This is a genomic window from Serratia sp. CY31944 (genome assembly GCF_052169175.1).
GTDB lineage: Bacteria > Pseudomonadota > Gammaproteobacteria > Enterobacterales > Enterobacteriaceae > Serratia > Serratia sarumanii.
Map to the genome: position 1 here is coordinate 42315 of NZ_JBJNLG010000003.1, position 21203 is coordinate 63517.

The following is a 21203-nucleotide window of genomic DNA, read 5'->3' on the forward strand; positions in this document are numbered from 1 at the left end:
TAAGAAAAAGGGCTCAGGAGGGCATGCTATGGATTACGAATTTCTGCGTGACGTCACCGGTCAGGTGATCGTCAGATTTTCGATGGGGCATGAAGCGATTGGCCACTGGATCAACGAAGAAGTCAAAGGCGATTTCAACCTGCTGGACCGGATTGAAGCCGGTGCGGCCGAGGTCAAAGGCAGTGAACGTCAATGGCAGCTGGAAGGCCATGAATATACGCTGCTGATGGATGGTGAAGAAGTGATGATCCGCGCCAATCAGCTGGAGTTCGAGGGCGATGAAATGGAAGAGGGGATGAATTACTACGACGAAGAAAGCCTCTCATTCTGCGGCGTTGAGGACTTCCTGTTGGTGTTGAAGGCCTATCGTTCTTTCATGCTGAAATACTAAGCATCAGGGCGCGGCGTGCCGCGCCCTTTCCATCACAGATGCGGAATATTGCGGCCGTAATAGATTTCCTGCATCTCTTTCCATAACAGATCGGTGATCTGCTTGCGTTCGGCGGCGCTCAGCGCCTCCGGTTCCGCGTTGAACAGGTAGTGCTTCAGATCGAAATCTTTCAGCAACATCTTGGTATGGAAGATATTTTCCTGGTAAACGTTCACGTCCATCATGTGATACAGCGCCTTGATGTCTTCCGACATAAAGTTCTGGATCGAATTGATCTCATGATCGATGTAATGTTTCACGCCGTTCACGTCGCGGGTAAAACCGCGCACGCGATAGTCCATGGTGACGATGTCGGATTCCAGCTGGTGAATTAAGTAGTTCAGCGCCTTGAGGGGCGAAATGACGCCGCAGGTCGAAACCTCGATATCGGCGCGGAAGGTGCATAGCCCGCCTTCCGGATGGCTTTCCGGGTAGGTGTGTACGCAGATATGGCTCTTGTCCAGGTGCGCAACGACCGTGTTCGGCAGCGGGCCGGGATGCTCCGACGTATCGACGTCTTTCGGATCGATCGGCTCTTCGCTGACCAGGATAGTGACGCTGGCGCCCTGCGGCTCGTAGTCCTGACGCGCGATGTTCAGAATATTGGCGCCGATGATCGAGCAGGTTTCGCTCAGGATCTCGGTCAGCCGGTTGGCGTTATATTGTTCGTCAATGTAGGCGATATAGCCGTCGCGGTCGTCCGCGGTCTTGGCGTAACAAATATCGTAAATACAAAAACTCAGGCTCTTGGTCAGGTTGTTGAAGCCGTGCAGTTTTAGCTTATGCAATTTGGGCCACCTCCTTTATCTTCTCGCTTAACGTGTTACGTTCAGGGCATTGAGCAAATATTGCGGCAGGGCAAAACTGCCGACGTGAATTGCCGGGTTGTAATAACGACAGTGTAGGCCGCTTTGGTTAAAGCGCTGTTGCAGAGTAGGCAGATCGCGCTGGCGCAGCGCCGGGTTCTGGCTCGCCCAGGCAAAGGTCATGATGCCGCCGTAATAGGTCGGGATCGCCGCCTGATAGAAGCTGACGTCGGTAAAGTAGCGGCTCAGTTTGGCGTGGCTGTTGACCGCCTCGTCCTGTTGCAGGAAGCAGACGCCGTTCTGCGCGACGAAAATGCCGCCCTCATTCAGGCAGCGGGCGCAGCCTTCATAAAACGCCGAAGTGAACAGGCTTTCGCCGGGGCCGATCGGATCGGTGCAGTCGGAGATGATCACATCGAAGGTTTCGTCGGTTTGGTTCACGAAGTTGACGCCGTCGTCGATCACCAGCTTGAAGCGCGGATCGTCATAGGCGCCGGCGCTGTGGTTGGGCAGGTACTGGCGGCAGAACTCGACGACACCGGCGTCGATCTCGACCATGGTGATCTGCTCCACGCCAGGGTGCCGGCTGACTTCGCGCAGCATGCCGCCGTCGCCGCCGCCGATGATCAGCACTTTCTTCGCCGCGCCGTGCGCCAGCAGCGGCACGTGGGTCAGCATTTCGTGATAGATGAACTCGTCACGCTCGGTGGTTTGCACCACGCCGTCGAGCGCCATCACGCGCCCCAGCACCGGGTTCTCGAAGATCACCAGATCCTGGTGATCGGTCTTCTCGCGGTACAGCACCTTCTCTACCGAGAAATACTGGCCGAAGCCCGTATGCAGCGTTTCGTACCAAATTTCTTTCTGGGTCATGTGCGGGAAACTCCGTAATAACAGCCATGAAAAATCGGCGCAACATCATAGCTAACTCTGCCTGGCGATGCACGGTTGAATTTCAGACAGAGAGAGCGTTAGGCGGGCGGGAAAGGGGAAGGAATTAGTTGGCGTAGGCCAGCAGGCTCAAAGAGTCGCGCGCCAGCGATTTGCACTTCTTGGGCGTTGGAATGGCGATGCCGCTGAGATCGCGATAGCTGTCTTCGCCCAGCGCCTTCATATTGAAGCTGTTGTAGTTGCTCAAATCCCAGCGGTTTTGTTGCGCGAAATAGACGATGGCGCGTTTGATTTGCGCGTTTGGCAAATCGTTGTAGCCGCAATCATTTTTCAAATAAATAAATACCGCCGTCAGATCGGCCAGATCTTCCGCCTCGGATTCATTCAGCGCCAGACTGGCGTTGGAGAAGCCCAGCATCGCCAGCAACAGCATCGATAACGTTGTTTTTTTCATCATGAAATAGGCCTGTTTGTCGTTTGCTGACGTTACCACACTTGCCTGTAAAGGCACCAAATTTTATTGCTGCCGGGCCGGCGTTGCGTTTGCCAGCCATATTCTCTTGATTGTGAGGCATAGCTTAAAATACCGCCAGGAAAGGCTTGACCTTCCGCCAGGGGGAAGGTTTAGGCTGGCGGCATTGAGTTATGTCACTGAGAAAAGGGAGTCAGCGATGTTACGCCGTGATTTTATTAAATTAACCGCCGCACTGGGCGCTGCGAGCGCATTGCCGTTATGGAGCCGGGCCGCCTGGGCGGCCGATCGGCCGGCCCTGCCGGTGCCGCCGTTGTTGACGCCGGACGCGCAGGGAAAAATTGCGCTGGCGCTGCAGGCGGGGGAAACCCGCTGGTTGCCCGGCGCCGCCACCAAAACCTGGGGATTCAACGGCGCGCTGCTCGGGCCGGCGGTGAAGCTGCAGCGTGGGCAGCCGGTGACGGTCGATATCAAAAACGGCCTGGCGGAGGCCAGCACCGTCCACTGGCACGGCCTGGAAATTCCCGGCGACGTCGATGGCGGCCCGCAGGCATTGATCCATCCCGGCGCGACGCGCACGGTGAATTTCACCGTCGATCAACCGGCGGCCACCTGCTGGTTCCACCCGCATACCCACGGTAAAACCGGCAGCCAGGTGATGATGGGGCTGGCGGGGCTGGTGCTGCTGGAAGATGAGGAGAGCGCCAAACTGCCGCTGCCGAAAACCTGGGGGCAGGATGATATTCCGGTGATCCTGCAAGATAAGCGGTTGGGCAAAGACGCACAAATCGAATACCGCCTGGACGTGATGAGCGCGGCGGTGGGCTGGTTTGGCGATCGCATGTTCACCAACGGCGCGCAGTATCCGCAACATTTGGCGCCGCGCGGCTGGCTGCGTCTGCGCTTCCTCAACGGCTGCAACGCCCGCTCGCTGAATCTGGCGGCCAGTGACAACCGTCCGCTGTATGTCATCGCCAGCGACGGCGGTTTCCTGGCGGAGCCGGTGAAACTGACCGAGCTGCCGATGCTGATGGGCGAACGTTTTGAAGTGCTGGTGGATGCCTCCGACGGGAAAGCGTTCGACATCGTGACGCTGCCGGTGAAGCAGATGGGTATGACGCTGGCGCCGTTCGATCAACCGCTGCCGGTGTTGCGCATTCAGCCGTCGCTGGCGCAGGGCATCAAAACCATGCCGGACAGCCTGGTGAAGCTGCCGACATTACCCGCTACCACCGGTATCCAGGAGCGTTGGCTGCAGCTGATGATGGATCCGCAGCTGGATATGCTCGGCATGCAGGCGCTGATGGATCGTTATGGTCACCAGGCGATGGCCGGCATGAGCATGAATCATGGCGCGATGGGCGGTGGAGACATGAAAGGCATGGACCACGGCAACATGAAAGGCATGGAAAAGGGCGGCATGCAGGGCATGGACCACGGCAACATGAAGGGCATGGATCATGGCAGTATGGCCGGGATGGATCACGGCGGCGCGCAGGGTAAAGCCAAACCGTTCGACTTCAGCCACGGCAACATGATCAACGGCAAGGCCTTCGACATGACCAAGCCGATGTTCGCCGCCAAACGGGGCCAGTATGAGAAGTGGACCATTTCCGGCGAGGGCGACATGATGTTGCACCCGTTCCATATTCACGGCACCCAGTTCCGTATCCTGTCGGAAAATGGCAAACCGCCGGCGGCGCATCGCAGCGGCTGGAAGGACACGGTGCGCGTCGAAGGGTGGCGCAGCGAAGTGCTGGTGCGCTTCGACCATCCGGCCAGCAGCGAACATGCGTACATGGCCCACTGCCACCTGCTGGAGCACGAAGATACCGGCATGATGATGGGCTTCACCGTCGGCGAATGATCGCGGCCCGTCGCTCAGGTGGCGGCGCGCTCGCGTCGCCACCGGCGAAAGGCTATGCTAAACTCTGCGCCTTTCTTCCGGCAACTGACCTGAATACTATGAAACACACTGTAGACGTAATGATTTCCGAGCAGGAAGTTAAGACCCGTATCGCCGAACTTGGCCGCCAGATCACCGAACATTACCGCGACAGCGGCAGCGACATGGTGCTGGTCGGGCTGCTGCGCGGCTCCTTCATGTTCATGGCCGATCTCTGCCGCGCCATCGACGTGCCGCACGAAGTCGACTTTATGACCGCCTCCAGCTACGGCAGCGGCATGTCCACTACTCGCGACGTGAAGATCCTCAAGGATCTGGACGAAGACATTCGCGGCAAAGACGTGCTGATCGTGGAAGACATCATCGATTCCGGCAACACGCTGAACAAAGTGCGCGAGATTTTGGCGCTGCGCGGGCCGAAATCGCTGGCGATTTGCACCTTGCTGGACAAGCCTGAGCGCCGTGAAGTGCAGGTGCCGGTCGAATATGTCGGCTTCTCGATCCCGGATGAGTTCGTGGTGGGGTATGGCATCGACTACGCTCAGCGCTACCGTCACCTGCCGTACGTCGGCAAAGTGGTGCTGCTGGACGAGTAATTAATGTGGGGCGCGGCCAGCCGCGCCCGCGGCGGGGTTATATGCCTTTATCCTGCTTCAGTTTGGCTATCGCTTTGCGGTAGCCCATCTCCAGGCTCTCGCGGCTGGTCGCCAGCACTTCCATATCGCGCAGGCGGCCGTCCTGAATGCCGTACACCCAACCGTGGATCATCACCTTCTGGCCGCGCTTCCACGCGGACTGCATGATGGTGGAGTGGCCCAGGTTGTATACCTGCTCAATGACGTTGATCTCGCACAGCATGTCGAAACGCTGCTCCGGCGGCAGCTCGCCCAGCAGCGAGCTGTGCTTGTACCACAGATCGCGAATGTGCAGCAGCCAGTTGTCGATCAACCCCAGCTCCGGGTTTTCCACCGCCGCCTGCACGCCGCCGCAGCCCAGATGGCCGCAAATGATGATGTGTTCGACTTCCAGCACATCTACCGCATACTGCACCACCGACAGGCAGTTAAGATCGGTGTGGATAACGAGGTTCGCCACGTTGCGATGGACGAACAGTTCACCCGGCTCGAGGCCGGTCAGGCGTTCTGCGGGAACGCGGCTGTCAGAGCAACCAATCCATAAGAAGCGGGGCTTTTGCGCCTGGGCTAAACGTTCAAAAAATTCCGGGTCTTCCTGGCTGATGTTGGCCGACCAGGCCTGGTTGTTGGCGATAAGCTCTTCGATTTCTTTCATGGAGGTGATTGACCCGTAACGGACAGATTGCGTTGGGGTAATATAGGGTAAGCGTCACACTTTGGAAATCGGAACAGTGGTGCAGCCTCATTTTCCGCACGGATTCGACTCAGTGAAAACGTCGCCGATGCTAGGATTATCGTTAGTGTTTCAAGCCTCGCAAACAGGGGCGCGGCGGCATACTCATCGTCATAAGGTACTATTTTACATATGAATTATGCACTGGAATTAGCGCAGCTGACCAAGACTTACGCCGGTGGCGTCAAGGCGCTGCGCGGTATCGACCTGAGCGTCGAAGCGGGGGATTTTTATGCCCTGCTGGGGCCAAACGGCGCCGGAAAATCCACCACCATCGGCATCATCAGCTCGCTGGTGAACAAAACGGCCGGCAGCGTGCGGGTGTTCGGTTACGACATCGATAAAGACATCGTCAACGCCAAGCGCCAGCTCGGCCTGGTGCCGCAGGAGTTCAACTTCAACCCGTTCGAGACCGTGTTGCAGATCGTGGTGAACCAGGCGGGTTACTACGGCGTCACGCGGCGTGAAGCGATGGCGCGCGCTGAAAAATACCTCAATCAGCTGGATCTGTGGGGCAAGCGCAACGAGCGCGCCCGCATGCTGTCCGGCGGCATGAAGCGCCGCCTGATGATCGCCCGCGCGTTGATGCATCAGCCGAAGCTGCTGATCCTCGATGAGCCGACCGCCGGGGTGGACATCGAGCTGCGTCGCTCGATGTGGGGCTTCCTGAAAGAGCTGAACGCCCAGGGCACCACCATTATCCTCACCACCCACTATCTGGAAGAGGCGGAGATGCTGTGCCGCAATATCGGCATCATCCAGAACGGGGAGCTGGTGGAAAACACCTCGATGAAGGGGCTACTGGCCAAGCTGAAGTCGGAAACCTTCATCCTCGATTTGGCGGCGAAGAGCCCGTTGCCGAAGCTGGACGGTTACCACAGCCGCCTGACGGATACCTCAACGCTGGAAGTGGAAGTGATGCGCGAGCAGGGGCTGAACGGGCTGTTCACCCAACTGAGCGCGCAGGGCGTGCAGGTGCTGAGCATGCGCAACAAGGCGAACCGCCTGGAAGAACTGTTTGTCACCCTGGTTAACGGCAATGGAGAAAAAGCATGACGCGTTTGTATTGGGTGGCCTTGCAGAGCATCTGGGCCAAAGAGGTGAACCGGTTCGCGCGCATCTGGATCCAGACCCTGGTGCCGCCGGTGATCACCATGACGCTGTACTTCATCATCTTCGGCAATCTGATCGGCTCGCGCATTGGCGATATGCACGGCTTCAGCTACATGCAGTTCATCGTGCCTGGCCTGATCATGATGGCGGTGATCACCAACTCCTATGCCAACGTTGCCTCGTCGTTCTTCAGCGCCAAATTCCAGCGCAACATTGAGGAACTGCTGGTGGCGCCGGTGCCGACCCACGTGGTGATCGCCGGCTATGTCGGCGGCGGCGTGGCGCGCGGCATCTGCGTCGGCGTGCTGGTGACCATCATCTCGCTGTTCTTTGTGCCGCTGCAGGTGCACGCCTGGTGGGTGATTGCGCTGACGCTGCTGCTGACGGCGATCCTGTTCTCGCTGGCGGGGCTGATCAATGCGGTGTTCGCCACCACCTTCGACGATATCAGCCTGATCCCGACCTTCGTGCTGACGCCGCTGACCTACCTGGGCGGGGTGTTCTACTCGCTGTCGCTGCTGCCGCCATTCTGGCAGGCGGTGTCCAAGCTGAACCCCATCGTCTATATGATCAGCGGTTTCCGCTACGGTTTCCTCGGCATCAACGACGTGCCGCTGGCGTTCACCATGGCGGTGCTGCTGGCGTTTATCGCGGTGTTTTACCTGCTGTCCTGGTACCTGATCGAGCGCGGCCGCGGCCTGCGCAGCTGATGGTATCGCGCCCCCACTTTTCCGGTGGGGGCGCTTTTCTTGATTTGGCGCAGGCGGCGCGTAAATCAATAGAATTGCTCAAATAACCGCTAGTTCCCCGTTGTTCAAATCGTGCTATGCTGGCGCTCCACATTTCCTTCACTTTAGTCATTACGCACTCGTAAGTAGAACATCATCATGCGGCCTCAATACACGTTAGCGGCTGGTTTCCTCGGCATTCTGATGTCGTTGGTTTCCCCTGTGAGCCTGGCGAATCTGCTGTCGGAAGACGGCGCGGTAAAATCTGAATACATGGAAGCGCAGCGCGATAGCGAAGTCTATGCGTTGGTGGGCGAGCATGTGATCCCGGTAGGAGAAGTGAAGCGCGGGCAGCTGATCCAGGTGTTCCCGGCGGATGCGGAATACTACGAATTCAAATTCGGGCACGGTACCGGCTTTATCGATAAAGATGACGTGCGCGAACTGAAGAAGTCGCGCAAGGTACAAGACGATCTGGGCGAGCTGAATAAACCGCTGACCAACCAGAATCTGATCACCCAAAAAACGATCGACGTTTATACCGCGGCGGACAAGGACAGCGAGGTCTTGGGCACGCTGGAAGGCAACCTGCGCTATCCGATCATCGGCAAGCTGAAGGATCGCCTGAACAACACCTGGTACGAGGTCAACATCGGCGAGCGGCTGGGGTTTGTCAATGAGCTGGACTGCGAGATAGATAGCGGCATACCGGTGCTGACCTATCATCATCTGCTGAAAAACGAAGAGAACAAGCGCTTTCGCCACACCTCGACCACCACCTCAGACGTGGCGTTCAGCAACCAGATGACCTACCTGAAGCAAGCGGGCTACGACACCATTTCGCTGTATCAGCTGGAAGCCTACCTGAAGAACCAGATCAACCTGCCGGGCAAGGCGATCGTGCTGACCTTCGACGACGGGCTGAAATCGGTTTATCGCTACGCTTACCCGGTGCTGAAGGATTACGGTTTCCGCGCCACGGCGTTCATCATCTCTTCGCGCATCAAACGCCACCCGCAGAAATGGAACCCGGACTCGCTGCAGTTTATGAGCGTCTCGGAGCTGAAGCAGATTCAGGACGTGTTCGACGTGCAGTCGCACACTCACTTCCTGCACCGCACCGACGGCAATCGCCAGCCGATTTTGCTGAGCCGTTCGCTGCACAATATCGAGTTCGATTTTGAGCGCTCGCGCCGCGCGCTGTCGCAGTTTAACCCGCACGTGCTGTATCTGTCCTACCCGTTCGGCGGCTATAACCAGCGGGCGATCCAGGCGGCGCAGGACGCCGGTTTCCATTTGGCGGTGACCACGGTGCAGGGCAAGGTGAAGCCGGGGGATAACCCCTATACGCTGAAGCGGCTGTATATTCTGCGCACCGACTCGATCCAGACCATGGCGGATCGGATAGCCAACAAGCCGGGCACGGTGGTGGTGCAGTAAGGAAGAACGGGCGCGCAAGGCGCCCGTTTTAGTGTCAGGCGACCTGAACCGGCACGGCTTTCGCCTTGCGCTGCAGGTTGTTGTCACCTTCGAAATAGGCGACTTTCGGGTGGTGTTGGCGGGCGTCGGCGTCGGTCATTTGCACATAGGAGCAGATGATCAGTTTGTCGCCCACGCAGGCGCAGCGCGCGGCGGCACCGTTAACCGAAATGATGCGCGAACCGCGCTCGGCGGCGATGGCGTAGGTGGAGAAGCGCTGGCCGTTATCCACGTTGTAAATATCGATCGCTTCATATTCCAGAATGCCGGCGGCCTCCAGGAAATCCTGGTCGATGGCGCAGGACCCTTCATAGTGCAAGTCAGCCTGAGTGACTTTGACGCGATGCAGCTTGCCTTGCAGCATAGTACGTATCATAGCTTTACCTAACTGAATATCGGCCTTCACAGGCGCTGGGGTTGAACATCTCTCCTGCATCCCTGCAATCTCTATCGTCACCGATTGCTCCGCCATTGTCTACCAATGGTCAGCGGCCAAGGGTGACGACAGTATAAAAAACGGCTTACAGCGTCAGGTCGACCTGCTGGTTGTCGATAAGACGCGCCTTGCCCAGCCAGGCGGCCATCAGCACCACCGCCCGTTGGCTGTCCACCGTCAGCGGCTGCAGGCTGTCGGCGTCGCGAATAAACAGTTCATCCGGCGTAAAGCCGGCGGCGCGCAGCTGCTCGGCGGTCTGTTCCAGCAGCGTTTCGATATGGCGCTCGCCATTGGCCAACTGCTGCGCCAGCGCGTTCATGATCTTGCTCAGCTGCGGCGCGACCTTGCGCTCTTCGGCGGTCAGGTAGCCGTTGCGCGAGCTGAGGGCCAGGCCGTCTTTGGCGCGCACGGTCGGCACGCCAACGATGTCGATGTCGTAACCCATGTCCGCCACCATTTTGCGGATCAGCGCCAGCTGTTGGTAATCTTTCTCGCCGAAGCAGGCCAAGTCAGGTTGCACCAGGTTAAACAGCTTGCTGACGATGGTGGAAACGCCGCGGAAGTGGCCCGGCCGGCTTGCGCCTTCCAGGATGCTGGAGATGCCCGGCACGTCGACGTAAGTCTGCTGCTCCAGCCCCTGCGGATAGACTGCAGCCGGGGCTGGCGCGAACACCAGATCGACGCCGCGGCGGGTCAGCTTCTCGCTGTCTTCCTGCAGCGTGCGCGGGTAGCGCGCCAGATCGTCCGGCCGATCGAACTGCATCGGGTTGACGAAGATGCTCACCACCACCACGTCGGCGCGGGCGCGCGCTTCATCGACCAGCGTCATATGGCCGTCGTGCAGGTTGCCCATGGTCGGCACCAGCGCGATGCGTTTGCCTTCCTGGCGCCAGCGGCGGATCTGCTGACGCAGCATCGGCAGGGTTTCGATAATAATCATTGGGTGACTCCTGGAACCATCGCTTAGTTAAAAGAGTGTTCAGCCGCCGGGTAGAGGCCTTGTTCCACTTCCTGAATGTAGTGCTGCACCGCCGTGCGGATATCGCCGCTCTGCGCCAGGAAGTTCTTGGCGAACTTCGGCGTGTGGCCGCCGGTGATGCCGAAGGCGTCGTGCATCACCAGGATCTGGCCGTCGGTGCCGTTGCCGGCGCCGATGCCGATGACCGGAATGGACAGCGCTTCGGTGATCTGGCGCGCCAGCTCGGTCGGCACACATTCCAGCACCAGCAACTGAATGCCGGCCAGCTCCAGATTCTGCGCATCCTGCAGCAGCTGTTTGGCGGCCAGTTCGTCGCGCCCTTGCACCTTATAGCCGCCGAACACGTTGACCGACTGCGGCGTCAGGCCCAGGTGGCCGCACACCGGCACCGCGCGCTCGGCAAGCATTTTCACCGTGTCGCACAACCAACTGCCGCCTTCCAGTTTCACCATGTTGGCGCCGGCGCGCATCAGCTCGGCGGCGTTGGCGAAGGTCTGCTCCGGGGTGGCGTAACTCATGAACGGCAGATCGGCCAGCAGCAGGCAGGCCGGCGCGCCGCGGCGCACGGCGCGCGTGTGGTAGGCTACGTCGGCGACGGTGACCGGCAGCGTGGAGTCGTGGCCCTGCAGCGTCATGCCCAGCGAATCGCCCACCAACAGGACTTTGATGCCTTGCTCTTCAAACAGTTTGGCAAAGCTGGCATCGTAGGCGGTAAGGGTAGCAAACTTGCGTTGCTCCTGTTTGCACTGGCGCAAGTGGGTCACGGTGGTGGGTTTCATCACAACGTCTCCTGAAACGGGGCGTGCGGCTTGCGCAGGCCCAGGCTGCAAAAAAGTGCAGCCATTCTACTGTAACCCGATCGGGGTGGGTAGCGCGGATCGCCATGCTTAAGCGGTTCTTAAGAACCTTGTGGTGCAATGGCGCAATGACTGAAAAGGGATACTCATGCGAATTCTGCTGATCGAAGATGACAAACTGATCGGGGACGGCATCAAGGCCGGGCTGACCAAACTCGGCTTCAATCTGGACTGGTTCACCGACGGCGCCGTCGGCAAAAATGCGCTGGACAGCGCGCCGTACGACGCGGTGATCCTCGATCTCAGCCTGCCGGGCCTCGATGGCCTGGATCTGCTGCGCCAGTGGCGCCAGGCCGGGCAGGACGTGCCGGTGCTGATCCTCACCGCCCGCGATGCGCTGGAGCAGCGGGTCAGCGGTCTGCAAAGCGGCGCCGACGATTATCTGTGCAAGCCGTTCGCGCTGGCCGAAGTGGCGGCGCGCCTGCAGGCGCTGATCCGCCGTCGCCACGGCCAACTGATGCCGCAGCTGACGCACGGCAACGTGGTGTTTGACAGCGCCACCCGCAGCGTGAGCTGCAACGGCGAGCCGGTGACGCTGACGCCGCGCGAGTTGGCGGTGCTGGAGCTGTTTCTGCACAACAAGGGGCGGGTGCTGGCGCGGCCGTTGATTCAGGAGAAGCTGTACAACTGGGACGACGAGGTGAGCAGCAACGCGGTGGAGGTGCATATTCACCACCTGCGGCGCAAGCTGGGCAACGGCTTCATCCGCACCATTCACGGCGTGGGTTACACGCTAGGGGATGCGCCGTGAAGCGTCTCAGCCTGCGGCTGCGTTTGATCCTGATCTTCAGCCTGTTGGCGCTGATGACCTGGTGCACCGCCAGCGTGGTGGCCTGGCTGATGTCGCGCAACACCATCAATGAAGTGTTCGACACCCAGCAGATGCTGTTCGCCAAACGGCTGGCGACCGCCAACCTCGGCGATCTGCTGGCCGATGAAAGCGCGCGCAGCCTGCCGAAAACCAAGAAGCTGGTGCATCACGGCAAGCGTGGCGATCAGGACGACGACGCGCTGGCGTTCGCCATCTTCGATCGCCAAGGCAAGATGCTGCTCAACGACGGCGAGAATGGCGCCGATTTCCTGTTTGACGGGGAGCGTGAAGGTTTTACCGACGGCGAGCGCAAAGGCGATGACGACAGCTGGCGCCTGCTGTGGCTGACCAGCCCGGATGGGCGCTATCGCATCGTGGTCGGCCAGGAGTGGGATTACCGGCGCGATATGGCGCTGGGCATGGTGACTGGCCAGCTGGTGCCCTGGCTGGCGACGCTGCCGGTGCTGATGCTGCTGATCGCGCTGATGGTCGGGCGCGAGCTGCGGCCGCTGCGCGCGGTGGCGGCCGGTTTGCGCCGGCGCGCGCCCGATGACGCGACGCCGTTGGACGCGCGCCAGGTGCCGACCGAGGTGCGTCCGCTGGTGGATGCGCTCAATGCGCTGTTCGCTCGCATCAACGCGTTGCTGGTGCGGGAGCGGCGTTTCACCTCCGATGCCGCGCACGAGTTGCGCAGCCCGCTGGCGGCGCTGCGGGTGCAGACCGAAGTGGTTCAACTGGCGGGGGACGATGCGCCGATGCGCGAGCACGCGCTGGACAATCTTACGGTCGGCATCGATCGCGCCACCCGGCTGGTGGATCAGCTACTGACGCTGTCGCGGCTGGATTCGCTGTCGGATCTGGCCGAACTGGCGCCGATCGACTGGAACGAACTGGTGACGATGACCCTGGCGGAGCAGGATCGGCAGGCCCATGCGGCGGGCGTGACGCTGCGCTATGAACATCAGGGAACGCCGCCGCCGCGTCAGGGGGAAACCTTGCTGCTGTCGCTGCTATTGCGCAACTTGCTGGACAACGCGGTGCGCTATACCCCGCAGGGCGGCGTCGTCACCGTGACGCTGAGCGAACGCTCGCTGACGGTGGAGGACGACGGTCCGGGGGTCACCACGGAGCATCTGGCGCGGCTCGGAGAACGTTTCTATCGCCCGCCGGGGCAGGAGCAAACCGGCAGCGGGCTGGGCCTCTCGATCGTGCAGCGTATCGCCGGATTGCATGGTTTACAGATCGGCTTTGCCAATCGCCCGCCGGGCGGGTTCGTTGCGCGGCTGACGCTGTAGGCGGGTCAGGACTTGGGCTGTGGTTGATGCCACAGCGCCATGCCGTTTTCCGGCACGCGCTTGAGGCAGCTGGCGAGCGGCTCGCCATCGGGGAAAATCAGATCGGGAGCGATTTCCGCCAGCGGGTAGAGCATGAATTCGCGCTCTTTCAGGCCGTAATGCGGCACCGTCAGGCGCTCGGTATGGATCACCTTGTCGCCGTACAGCATGATGTCCAGATCGAGCGTGCGCGGCCCCCAGCGTTCATCCTTGCGCACGCGCCCCTGATTGCGTTCTATCGCCTGGGTATGGTCGAGCAGCTGTTCGGGCGGCAACAGGGTATCCAGCGCCACCACCGCGTTGAGAAAGTCCGGCTGGTTTTGCGGCCCCAGCGGCTTGGTGCGGTAAAACGAAGAACAGGTGACCAGCCGGGTGCGCGGGAGATGCTCCAGCGCCTCCAGTGCGGCTTTAACCTGTTGCAGCGGCTGCGCCAGGTTGCTGCCCAGCGCGATATAAACGCGGATCATTATGCCCCTTCTTTACGCGGTGCCCGGCGGCGAGGGCGGCGTTGACGCGCGCGGCGCGGCGCCGGATCGTCCCCCAGGGTGCTCAGCATGGTTTTCTGCCGCGCCGGCGTGGCGTCCTGGAACTCGCCCCACCACTCGGCCAGACGCAGCATCTCCTGATTGTCTTCCACTTCCGCACGCAGCGCCAGCAGATCATAGGCGGCGCGGAATTTCGGGTGTTCCATCAACTTGTGCGCGCGTTTGCCCTGGCGGCGGGACAGGCGCAGCTGCAGCTGCCAGATATCGCGTACCAGCGTGGTGATGCGTTTCGGGATGGCCAGCGAGCGGCACTGCTCGTCGAGTACGTCGTTCATCGCCAGCGCGAAGGCGTCGTAGTAGGCCAGGCCGCTTTCCTGCGCCAGCTTCTGCGCGTGCTCCAGCAGCGGGTACCACAGCATGGCGGCAAACAGGAACGCCGGGTTGACGCGCATGTTGTTCTGCAGGCGGTGATCGGTGTTCTTCAACACCTGCACCAGAATGCGCTCCATCGGCGTATCGTGGTTCGGCGTGAAGTTGCGGGCGATCAGCGGGAACAGCGGTTGGAACAGCTGGTATTCGCACAGCTTCAGGTAGGTCTGGAAACCGTAACCGGCCTGCAGCAGCTTGAGGGATTCTTCGAACAGGCGCGCCGGCGGGATCTCATGCAGCAGCGAGGCCAGGCGCGGGATCGGCTCGGCGGTCTCTTCGCTGATGCGCATATCCAGCTTGGCGGCGAAGCGCACCGCGCGCAGCATGCGCACCGGATCTTCGCGGTAGCGGGTTTCCGGATCGCCGATCAGGCGAATCACGCCCTGTTTCAGATCGTTCAGGCCGCCGACGTAATCGCGCAGGGTGAAATCCGCCACGCCGTAGTACAGGCTGTTGATGGTGAAGTCACGGCGCTGGGCGTCTTCCTCGATCGAACCGAAGATGTTGTCGCGCAGCAGCATGCCGTTTTGCGCCTGCTGAGACGAGTTCTTGTCGGATTCCGGGTTCTGTTCGTGGTGGCCGCGGAAGGTGGCCACTTCGATGATTTCCGGCCCGAACATCACGTGTGCCAGGCGGAAGCGCCGGCCGACCAGGCGGCAGTTGCGGAACAACTTGCGCACTTGCTCCGGCGTGGCGTTGGTGGTGATGTCGAAGTCTTTCGGCTTTTTGCCGAGCAATAGATCGCGCACGCCGCCGCCGACCAGATAGGCTTCGTAGCCGGACTTGTTCAGGCGGTAAAGCACTTTCAGCGCATTTTCGCTGATGTCTTTGCGGGAAATCGAGTGCTGTTCGCGCGGGATCACGGTCATCGAGTCGTTGCTCTCGGCGATAGGAAAAGGCGGACGCTTGCGCGGCGTTGAGCGGCGGGCAGGGGCGTTGCTGCCGTTATCGGCGGCGCGCGGCTGCGGCGCAGGGCGGCTTGGCGCCGCGGCACGCTCTTCGCGGACTACGTTTTTATCGCCGGCCGCCGCGTCGTCGCGGGGCAGCTTGTCATCGCGGGTCAGTACCTTACGACAGAAGTTGGCTACTCGGGTAAAAATGGTACACCTCGATAGTGACTGATAAAAATGGAGCTAACAAAAAATAGCGGCTAATCATAGCTCACCATGGCTCCTTTGAGAATGCCGGCGTGTTTTCATCCAGAGGGATAGCCTCCTGACGCGGCACGTTTTCCAACCGCCAATGTGCGACCGCCCAGCTCAATAATAATGGCAGGTCAAGATCTTGCCAGCTTTCCGGCAGCGGTTGGCGCAGAAATTTCAGCGCGGCGATCAGCACCGGGCGCGGATCGCCTACGGGCAACGCCGGCGCATGGTTTTGCTTCGACAGCTTGATGCCGTTGGCGCCCAGCGCCAGCGGCAGATGCACATAGGTAGGCACCGGCGTCTGCAGCTGGCGATAGAGGGCAATTTGGCGCACCGTCGGTTCGATCAGGTCGGCGCCGCGCACAATCTCGGTCACGCCCTGAAAATGGTCGTCGATCACTACCGCCAGGTTGTAGGCGAACAGCCCGTCGCGACGGCGAATGATAAAGTCTTCCCCCGCCAGCGCCGGATCGGCGTGCAATTCTCCCTGCAGGCGATCGTGGAACCCGTAAACGGGCGCGGTCTGGCGCAAGCGGATGGCGGCGCCCTGCGGGCCGAGCTGCAAGTCGCGGCAGTGGCCGTCGTACAATCCGCCGATCTGCTGGATGCGGCTGCGGGTGCAGGTGCAGTAATAGCTGAGCCCCTGACGCTGCAACAGATCCAGCGCGGCGCGATAGGCGTCGTGACGTTGGGATTGATAGATGACCTGGCCGTCCCAGTGGAGACCATAATGTTCCAGCGCGGACAGGATGCGAGCGGCGGCGCCGGGGACTTCGCGCGGCGGGTCGATATCTTCGATGCGAACCAGCCACTGCCCGCGTTGGGCGCGAGCCTGAAGGTAGCTTCCCAGAGCGGCAATCAGCGAACCGAAATGCAGATCCCCGGAAGGCGATGGGGCAAAGCGCCCCACATAATGACTTTCTTGCATATCAGAGGGGAGTGGTTCCCTTTTCTCTGTGCGGCGCACGCGGGTGCGCACGCCGCAGCGGTAACAACGGTATTAGCCGGCCATCTGCTTTTCGCGGATCTCAGCCAGCGTCTTGCAGTCGATGCACAGATCGGCGGTCGGACGCGCTTCGAGGCGACGAATGCCGATCTCCACGCCGCAAGATTCGCAGTAGCCGAAATCATCGTCTTCCACTTTCTTCAGCGTTTTCTCGATCTTTTTGATCAGTTTGCGTTCACGGTCACGGTTACGCAGTTCAAGGCTGAACTCTTCTTCCTGAGTAGCACGGTCGGCCGGATCAGGGAAGTTGGCTGCCTCTTCTTGCATATGCGATACAGTACGGTCCACTTCGTCCCTGAGCTGGTTGCGCCACGCTTCAAGAATGCGCTTGAAATGCGACAACTGGGCGTCGTTCATGTACTCTTCGCCCGGCTTCTCTTGGTACGGCTCCACCCCAGCGATGGCGAGAATGCTCAAGGACGAGGTTTTACGGTTTTGCCCTTCTTGCATGTTGCTTCTCCTACATACACACGCACTATCGAATCCCCAATGCGGGGGAAAAACAGGCCGCTATAAATAACAGAAGGAAGGTAGGTTGGCAATTATTCCTGTCGCCCGCTTGACAATCGTGTGAAGGAGGGCGTATTTGGCGATCGTGCTGGCCGGTTGTCTATTTATAGGGACCCGACCGCGCTAATCGATAAAAAACGGCAGCTTATCGCAGAGATAAATACCGTCAGGTGATAACTTTGCCCCGTAGCAAACCACTTCCACTCCCAACTGCCGGACCTGTGCCAACAGCGCCGCATAGCGCTCATCTATATGATGTGCCGGTGCGACCTGCTCAATACCGCTGTGTAACACGGCAAAGAACAACACCGCCCGTTGCCCGCTTTCAACCACGCTGAGCAACTCACGCAGGTGCTTTTGCCCTCTGAGCGTTACCGCATCAGGAAAGTAACCACGTTGTTGTTGCAGTAATGTGACTGACTTAACTTCAATATAGCAGTTAACCCGATTTTCTGCCTGTAATAACAAATCGATACGGCTGTTTTCACCGCCGTATTTCACTTCGCCGCTGATTTTACTGTAACCGGATAATTCATTGATTAAATTGTGTTCAATTGCCTCGCGCACCAGCGCGTTGGCGCGCAGGGTGTTGACGCAGATCCAGTGCCCCTGTTGGGTATGGGTCAGTTCCCAGCTGTGGGCGTATTTGCGCTTGGGGTTGTCCGACGTGGAGTACCAAACGGTGTCGCCGGGCGTGGCGCAGCCGGTCATGGCGCCGGTATTGGCGCAGTGCAGCGTAAAGGTTTCCCCTTCCGGGGTGATCACGTCCGCCAGAAAGCGTTTGTAACGTTTTATCAGCGTGGCGGAACGCAGCGGTGGAGAGAAAATCATGCGGATGCCTGCGTGGCCAGCGGCCACTGTTCGAGGTGTTGGTAACGGGTGCGCCCGTTTTCGAACACCGACTCATACAAGGAAAAGGCGTCGGCGCTGAACGCCCAGCCCGGCGTCGCCGGCGGGATCGCCACCGGCTGGGTGGCGGCGCGCAGCAGCGTGATGTGCGGATGGAACGGCAACGCGCTTTGATGGCAGCCGCTGCGGGCGGCCTGCGAACGCAGCAGTTCGGCCAGCTGCAATAGCCCGCGCGGCGCGCGGCGGGTGCCGAGCCAGACCACGCCGGGGCGCGGCCAATGGCCGAGATCGTCGAGCCGCATGCTGAAGCCGGGTTGCACGATGCGGCCGGCAAGTTTGCGCAGCGCCAGCTCTTTCTGCGCGGTGACTTCGCCGAGAAACGCCAGCGTCAGGTGCAAATTAGCCGCCGCCACCGGCCGGCCGGCCTCCGGCGCAAACGCCTCGGCGCGCCAGCGGATCACCTGCTGTTGCAGGGCATCAGGCAAGGACAGGGCGAAAAACAGGCGGCGCGAATTGGACATGGGGGCTCGGTAAATAATGACAAATCCGTCAGGAACAGATTTGAATGCGGCTTGCAGCGGCCTCGCGCGAAGCGGGACGCCTGGACGAGCTCCGTACTATAGCTAACGGCGCCGCAGTTTGAAAGGCTACGGGGGCAAAGCTAATGCTACACTGTACGCCGTTTAACGTTAACCACCACGGAGAGTTCAGTGTCTTCATTGCCCGTCAGCGCGGTGCTTGATGAGTTGCTGGCTGCGTTGCAGTCCGCTCCTCAGGTACTGTTGCACGCCCCGACCGGCGCCGGTAAATCCACCTGGTTGCCGCTGCAGATCCTGGCTAAGGCCGGGTTGCCGGGGCGCATTATCATGCTGGAGCCGCGGCGGCTGGCGGCGAAAAACGTCGCTTATCGCCTGGCGCAGCAACTGGGGGAGGAGCCCGGCCAGACCGTGGGCTACCGCATGCGCGCCGAGAGTAAAAGCGGGCCGCAGACCCGGCTGGAAGTGGTGACGGAAGGCATTCTCACCCGCATGCTGCAGCAGGACGCCGAACTGCAGGGCGTGTCGCTGGTGATCCTCGATGAGTTCCACGAACGCAGCCTGCAGGCCGATTTGGCGCTGGCGCTGCTGCTCGACGTGCAGCAAGGGCTGCGCGACGATCTGAAACTGCTGATCATGTCGGCCACCCTGGACAACGCGCGCCTGTCGCAGCTGCTGCCGGCAGCGCCGGTGGTGGTGTCCGAGGGGCGCAGCTTCCCGGTTGAACGTTTATATCAGCCGTTAGCCAGCCATCAGCGGCTGGAGGATGGTGTAGCGGCGGCGGTGAAGCGCCTGCTGGCCGAACAGCCGGGGTCTTTGCTGCTGTTCCTGCCGGGCGTGGCGGAGATCAATCGGGTGCTGGAGCGATTGACCGGCGAGGTGGCGAGCGATACCGATCTTTGCCCGCTGTATGGCGCGCTGCCTCTGGCGCAGCAGCAAAAAGCGATTCAGCCGGCGGCGGTTGGCCGCCGCAAGGTGGTGCTGGCGACCAACATCGCTGAAACCAGCCTGACGATCGAGGGCATTCGGCTGGTGGTGGACAGCGGCCTGGAACGCGTGGCGCGTTACGACGTGCGCAACGGTTTGACGCGGCTGGCGACGCAGCGCATCAGTCAGGCCTCGATGGTGCAGCGCGCCGGGCGCGCCGGGCGTCTGGAGCCGGGCATTTGCTGGCATCTGTTCGCCAAAGAACAGGCGGAGCGCGCGGCGGAACACGCCGAACCGGACATTTTACAGAGCGATCTCACCGGCTTTTGGCTCGAGTTGCTGCAGTGGGGTTGCCACGACCCGGCGCAGCTGACCTGGCTGGATGCGCCTCCTGCCGCCGCATTGGCGGCGGCCAGGGCGCTGTTGCACCGGCTGGGGGCCACGGATGACGGTGGCAAACTTACCGCACCGGGGCGCCAGATGGCCGCGCTGGGATGCGAGCCGCGGCTGGCGGCGATGCTGACCGCCGGCGCGGCGCTAAGTGCCGACGGCCTGGCGACGGCGGCGTTGCTGGCGGCATTGCTGGAAGAACCGCCGCGCGGCGGGCAGATGGATATCGGCTACTGGCTGAGCCGCCCGCAACCGAACTGGCGGCAGCGTGCCGCGCAGTTGGCCAAACGCCTGCCGCAACGTGCGGGGCAAGTCGACGTCGATCTGGCCCCGCGGCTGTTGGCGCCGGCGTTTACCGATCGCATCGCCCAGCGCCGAGGCCAGGACGGCCGCTACCTGCTGGCCAACGGCATGGGGGCGGCGATGAATCAGGACGAGGCGCTGTCGCGCGCGCCCTGGCTCATCGTCCCCAGCCTGTTGCAGGGCCACAATAGCCCCGATGCGCGTATCCTGTTGGCGTTGCCGGTGGATATCGACGCGCTGGCGGCGCAGCTGCCGGCGATCGTCATGCAGCGCACGGCGGTGGAGTGGGATGAAGAGAAGGGCACGCTGCGCGCCTGGAAGCGCCAGCAGATCGGCCGTCTGACGCTGCGCGCCCAGCCGCTGGCCAAACCGGCGGACGAAGAGCTGCAGCAGGCGCTGCTCGATTGGGTGCGTGCGCAGGGGCTGGCGGTGCTCAACTGGGAGGGCGCCGCCGAACAATTGCGGGTGCGCCTGCAGTGCGCGCAAGCCTGGTTGCCGGAGGCGGAATGGCCGGCGATGGATGAAGAGCCGCTGCTGGCGGCGCTGGAGCAGTGGCTGTTGCCGTCGCTGAACGGCGTGCGCGATCTGCGCGGCTTGAAGCAGGTCAACATCGCCGAGGCGCTGTCCCGCCTGCTGGACTGGCAGCAAAAGCAGCGGCTGGATAATGCGCTACCCACTCATTACACTGTGCCGACCGGCAGCCGCCTGCCGATCCGTTATGAGGCCGGCAAACCGCCGGCGTTGGCGGTGCGTTTGCAGGAGGTGTTCGGCGAGCAGCGCAGCCCGATGTTGGCGGAGGGTCGCATCCCGGTGGTGCTTGAGTTACTCTCACCGGCGCACCGGCCGTTGCAAATCACCGGCGATCTGGCGGCCTTCTGGCAAGGCGCCTACCGCGAGGTGCAAAAAGAGATGAAGGGCCGCTACCCGAAACACGTTTGGCCGGACGATCCGGCCACGGCGGTACCGACGCGCCGAACGAAGAAATATCAGTAGGCCGCGATCATTCAAGGTTT

The 21203-nt window shown here is 61.0% G+C and carries 22 protein-coding genes; 9 read left to right on the forward strand and 13 right to left on the reverse strand.

All coding sequences use genetic code 11. The features are described from left to right. The first annotated feature begins 28 nt into the window (after positions 1-28). Complete coding sequence (gene yacL / locus ACJ8IN_RS04255) at positions 29-391, forward strand: protein YacL (RefSeq protein WP_004937507.1); 363 nt, start codon at positions 29-31, stop codon at positions 389-391. A 32-nt stretch (positions 392-423) separates the two neighbouring features. On the opposite strand, the gene speD is transcribed toward yacL, so the two are convergent. From speD to ACJ8IN_RS04270, 3 genes are all read right to left on the reverse strand, one after another. Next, positions 424-1218 carry an adenosylmethionine decarboxylase gene (gene speD / locus ACJ8IN_RS04260; protein ID WP_004937510.1) on the reverse strand — a complete coding sequence of 265 codons (795 nt, stop codon included), beginning with the start codon at positions 1216-1218 and terminating at the stop codon, positions 424-426. Positions 1219-1245: 27 nt separating this feature from the next. After that, on the reverse strand, positions 1246-2109 hold the full coding sequence (gene speE, locus ACJ8IN_RS04265) for a polyamine aminopropyltransferase (RefSeq protein WP_041036651.1): 864 nt from the start codon (positions 2107-2109) through the stop codon (positions 1246-1248). A gap of 124 nt (positions 2110-2233) precedes the next feature. Further along, complete coding sequence (locus ACJ8IN_RS04270; RefSeq protein WP_004937515.1) at positions 2234-2581, reverse strand: YacC family pilotin-like protein; 348 nt, start codon at positions 2579-2581, stop codon at positions 2234-2236. A gap of 217 nt (positions 2582-2798) precedes the next feature. Between ACJ8IN_RS04270 and cueO the strand changes: the two genes are divergently transcribed. Both cueO and hpt read left to right on the forward strand, forming a co-directional pair. Next, positions 2799-4466: a multicopper oxidase CueO gene (cueO, locus tag ACJ8IN_RS04275; protein WP_060428800.1), complete on the forward strand. Its 1668-nt coding sequence runs from the start codon at positions 2799-2801 to the stop codon at positions 4464-4466. Positions 4467-4564: 98 nt separating this feature from the next. After that, a complete protein-coding gene (gene hpt / locus ACJ8IN_RS04280) occupies positions 4565-5101 on the forward strand; it encodes a hypoxanthine phosphoribosyltransferase (RefSeq protein ID WP_048234659.1) in 537 nt (178 codons plus the stop codon). 37 nt (positions 5102-5138) lie between these two features. On the opposite strand, the gene can is transcribed toward hpt, so the two are convergent. After that, positions 5139-5795 (reverse strand): carbonate dehydratase, encoded by a 657-nt coding sequence (can, locus tag ACJ8IN_RS04285; protein WP_033635923.1) that lies wholly within the window; start codon positions 5793-5795, stop codon positions 5139-5141. 210 nt (positions 5796-6005) lie between these two features. Between can and ACJ8IN_RS04290 the strand changes: the two genes are divergently transcribed. The 3 genes from ACJ8IN_RS04290 to ACJ8IN_RS04300 all read left to right on the forward strand — a co-directional run bounded on the left by ACJ8IN_RS04290 (position 6006) and on the right by ACJ8IN_RS04300 (position 9154). After that, complete coding sequence (locus tag ACJ8IN_RS04290; protein WP_033635922.1) at positions 6006-6929, forward strand: ABC transporter ATP-binding protein; 924 nt, start codon at positions 6006-6008, stop codon at positions 6927-6929. Next, positions 6926-7696 carry an ABC transporter permease gene (locus ACJ8IN_RS04295; RefSeq protein ID WP_033635921.1) on the forward strand — a complete coding sequence of 257 codons (771 nt, stop codon included), beginning with the start codon at positions 6926-6928 and terminating at the stop codon, positions 7694-7696. The genes ACJ8IN_RS04290 and ACJ8IN_RS04295 overlap by 4 nt, the downstream gene beginning before the upstream one ends. A 177-nt stretch (positions 7697-7873) precedes the next feature. Then, a complete protein-coding gene (locus ACJ8IN_RS04300) occupies positions 7874-9154 on the forward strand; it encodes a polysaccharide deacetylase family protein (protein ID WP_033635920.1) in 1281 nt (426 codons plus the stop codon). A gap of 34 nt (positions 9155-9188) precedes the next feature. Here the strand turns inward: ACJ8IN_RS04300 and panD are convergent, their stop codons facing one another. From panD to panB, 3 genes are all read right to left on the reverse strand, one after another. Continuing rightward, positions 9189-9569, reverse strand: a complete 381-nt coding sequence (gene panD / locus ACJ8IN_RS04305; protein WP_004937544.1) for an aspartate 1-decarboxylase — start codon at positions 9567-9569, stop codon at positions 9189-9191. Positions 9570-9714: 145 nt separating this feature from the next. Further along, positions 9715-10569: a pantoate--beta-alanine ligase gene (gene panC, locus ACJ8IN_RS04310; protein ID WP_047570564.1), complete on the reverse strand. Its 855-nt coding sequence runs from the start codon at positions 10567-10569 to the stop codon at positions 9715-9717. 23 nt (positions 10570-10592) lie between these two features. Next, positions 10593-11387: a 3-methyl-2-oxobutanoate hydroxymethyltransferase gene (gene panB, locus ACJ8IN_RS04315; RefSeq protein ID WP_041036647.1), complete on the reverse strand. Its 795-nt coding sequence runs from the start codon at positions 11385-11387 to the stop codon at positions 10593-10595. 166 nt (positions 11388-11553) lie between these two features. Between panB and qseB the strand changes: the two genes are divergently transcribed. Both qseB and qseC read left to right on the forward strand, forming a co-directional pair. Further along, complete coding sequence (gene qseB / locus ACJ8IN_RS04320; RefSeq protein ID WP_004937550.1) at positions 11554-12216, forward strand: quorum sensing response regulator transcription factor QseB; 663 nt, start codon at positions 11554-11556, stop codon at positions 12214-12216. Continuing rightward, complete coding sequence (gene qseC, locus ACJ8IN_RS04325) at positions 12213-13571, forward strand: quorum sensing histidine kinase QseC (RefSeq protein WP_308326028.1); 1359 nt, start codon at positions 12213-12215, stop codon at positions 13569-13571. The genes qseB and qseC overlap by 4 nt, the downstream gene beginning before the upstream one ends. 5 nt (positions 13572-13576) lie before the next feature. Here the strand turns inward: qseC and folK are convergent, their stop codons facing one another. The 6 genes from folK to thpR all read right to left on the reverse strand — a co-directional run bounded on the left by folK (position 13577) and on the right by thpR (position 18555). Next, the gene (gene folK / locus ACJ8IN_RS04330; protein ID WP_107227021.1) at positions 13577-14077 is read right to left on the reverse strand and encodes a 2-amino-4-hydroxy-6-hydroxymethyldihydropteridine diphosphokinase; all 501 of its coding nucleotides are present in this window, start codon (positions 14075-14077) and stop codon (positions 13577-13579) included. Further along, positions 14077-15624 carry a polynucleotide adenylyltransferase PcnB gene (gene pcnB, locus ACJ8IN_RS04335; protein ID WP_373275765.1) on the reverse strand — a complete coding sequence of 516 codons (1548 nt, stop codon included), beginning with the start codon at positions 15622-15624 and terminating at the stop codon, positions 14077-14079. The genes folK and pcnB overlap by 1 nt, the downstream gene beginning before the upstream one ends. Positions 15625-15685: 61 nt before the next feature. Continuing rightward, positions 15686-16597, reverse strand: a complete 912-nt coding sequence (gluQRS, locus tag ACJ8IN_RS04340) for a tRNA glutamyl-Q(34) synthetase GluQRS (protein ID WP_442519484.1) — start codon at positions 16595-16597, stop codon at positions 15686-15688. A 72-nt stretch (positions 16598-16669) separates the two neighbouring features. Continuing rightward, entirely contained in the window at positions 16670-17125 is a 456-nt protein-coding gene (gene dksA / locus ACJ8IN_RS04345) for an RNA polymerase-binding protein DksA (RefSeq protein ID WP_004937569.1), read from the reverse strand. A gap of 183 nt (positions 17126-17308) precedes the next feature. Further along, positions 17309-18016, reverse strand: coding sequence for a DNA/RNA nuclease SfsA (gene sfsA, locus ACJ8IN_RS04350; protein WP_004937572.1), 708 nt, complete (start codon positions 18014-18016; stop codon positions 17309-17311). Further along, complete coding sequence (thpR, locus tag ACJ8IN_RS04355; RefSeq protein ID WP_033649609.1) at positions 18013-18555, reverse strand: RNA 2',3'-cyclic phosphodiesterase; 543 nt, start codon at positions 18553-18555, stop codon at positions 18013-18015. The genes sfsA and thpR overlap by 4 nt, the downstream gene beginning before the upstream one ends. Before the next feature lie 189 nt (positions 18556-18744). On the opposite strand from thpR, the gene hrpB reads away from it, so the two are divergent. Next, positions 18745-21183 (forward strand): ATP-dependent helicase HrpB, encoded by a 2439-nt coding sequence (hrpB, locus tag ACJ8IN_RS04360; protein ID WP_190296719.1) that lies wholly within the window; start codon positions 18745-18747, stop codon positions 21181-21183. The last annotated feature ends 20 nt before the right edge of the window (positions 21184-21203 follow it).

What these genes read in the sequence shown, in the direction of transcription:
- yacL (WP_004937507.1), top strand. Translation starts at nt 29, where the DNA reads ATGGATTACGAATTTCTGCGTGACGTCACCGGTCAGGTGATCGTCAGA.
- speE (WP_041036651.1), bottom strand. Translation starts at nt 2,109, where the DNA reads ATGACCCAGAAAGAAATTTGGTACGAAACGCTGCATACGGGCTTCGGC.
- ACJ8IN_RS04270 (WP_004937515.1), bottom strand. Translation starts at nt 2,581, where the DNA reads ATGAAAAAAACAACGTTATCGATGCTGTTGCTGGCGATGCTGGGCTTC.
- cueO (WP_060428800.1), top strand. Translation starts at nt 2,799, where the DNA reads ATGTTACGCCGTGATTTTATTAAATTAACCGCCGCACTGGGCGCTGCG.
- hpt (WP_048234659.1), top strand. Translation starts at nt 4,565, where the DNA reads ATGAAACACACTGTAGACGTAATGATTTCCGAGCAGGAAGTTAAGACC.
- can (WP_033635923.1), bottom strand. Translation starts at nt 5,795, where the DNA reads ATGAAAGAAATCGAAGAGCTTATCGCCAACAACCAGGCCTGGTCGGCC.
- ACJ8IN_RS04290 (WP_033635922.1), top strand. Translation starts at nt 6,006, where the DNA reads ATGAATTATGCACTGGAATTAGCGCAGCTGACCAAGACTTACGCCGGT.
- ACJ8IN_RS04295 (WP_033635921.1), top strand. Translation starts at nt 6,926, where the DNA reads ATGACGCGTTTGTATTGGGTGGCCTTGCAGAGCATCTGGGCCAAAGAG.
- ACJ8IN_RS04300 (WP_033635920.1), top strand. Translation starts at nt 7,874, where the DNA reads ATGCGGCCTCAATACACGTTAGCGGCTGGTTTCCTCGGCATTCTGATG.
- panD (WP_004937544.1), bottom strand. Translation starts at nt 9,569, where the DNA reads ATGATACGTACTATGCTGCAAGGCAAGCTGCATCGCGTCAAAGTCACT.
- panC (WP_047570564.1), bottom strand. Translation starts at nt 10,569, where the DNA reads ATGATTATTATCGAAACCCTGCCGATGCTGCGTCAGCAGATCCGCCGC.
- panB (WP_041036647.1), bottom strand. Translation starts at nt 11,387, where the DNA reads ATGAAACCCACCACCGTGACCCACTTGCGCCAGTGCAAACAGGAGCAA.
- qseB (WP_004937550.1), top strand. Translation starts at nt 11,554, where the DNA reads ATGCGAATTCTGCTGATCGAAGATGACAAACTGATCGGGGACGGCATC.
- folK (WP_107227021.1), bottom strand. Translation starts at nt 14,077, where the DNA reads ATGATCCGCGTTTATATCGCGCTGGGCAGCAACCTGGCGCAGCCGCTG.
- gluQRS (WP_442519484.1), bottom strand. Translation starts at nt 16,597, where the DNA reads ATGCAAGAAAGTCATTATGTGGGGCGCTTTGCCCCATCGCCTTCCGGG.
- dksA (WP_004937569.1), bottom strand. Translation starts at nt 17,125, where the DNA reads ATGCAAGAAGGGCAAAACCGTAAAACCTCGTCCTTGAGCATTCTCGCC.
- sfsA (WP_004937572.1), bottom strand. Translation starts at nt 18,016, where the DNA reads ATGATTTTCTCTCCACCGCTGCGTTCCGCCACGCTGATAAAACGTTAC.
- thpR (WP_033649609.1), bottom strand. Translation starts at nt 18,555, where the DNA reads ATGTCCAATTCGCGCCGCCTGTTTTTCGCCCTGTCCTTGCCTGATGCC.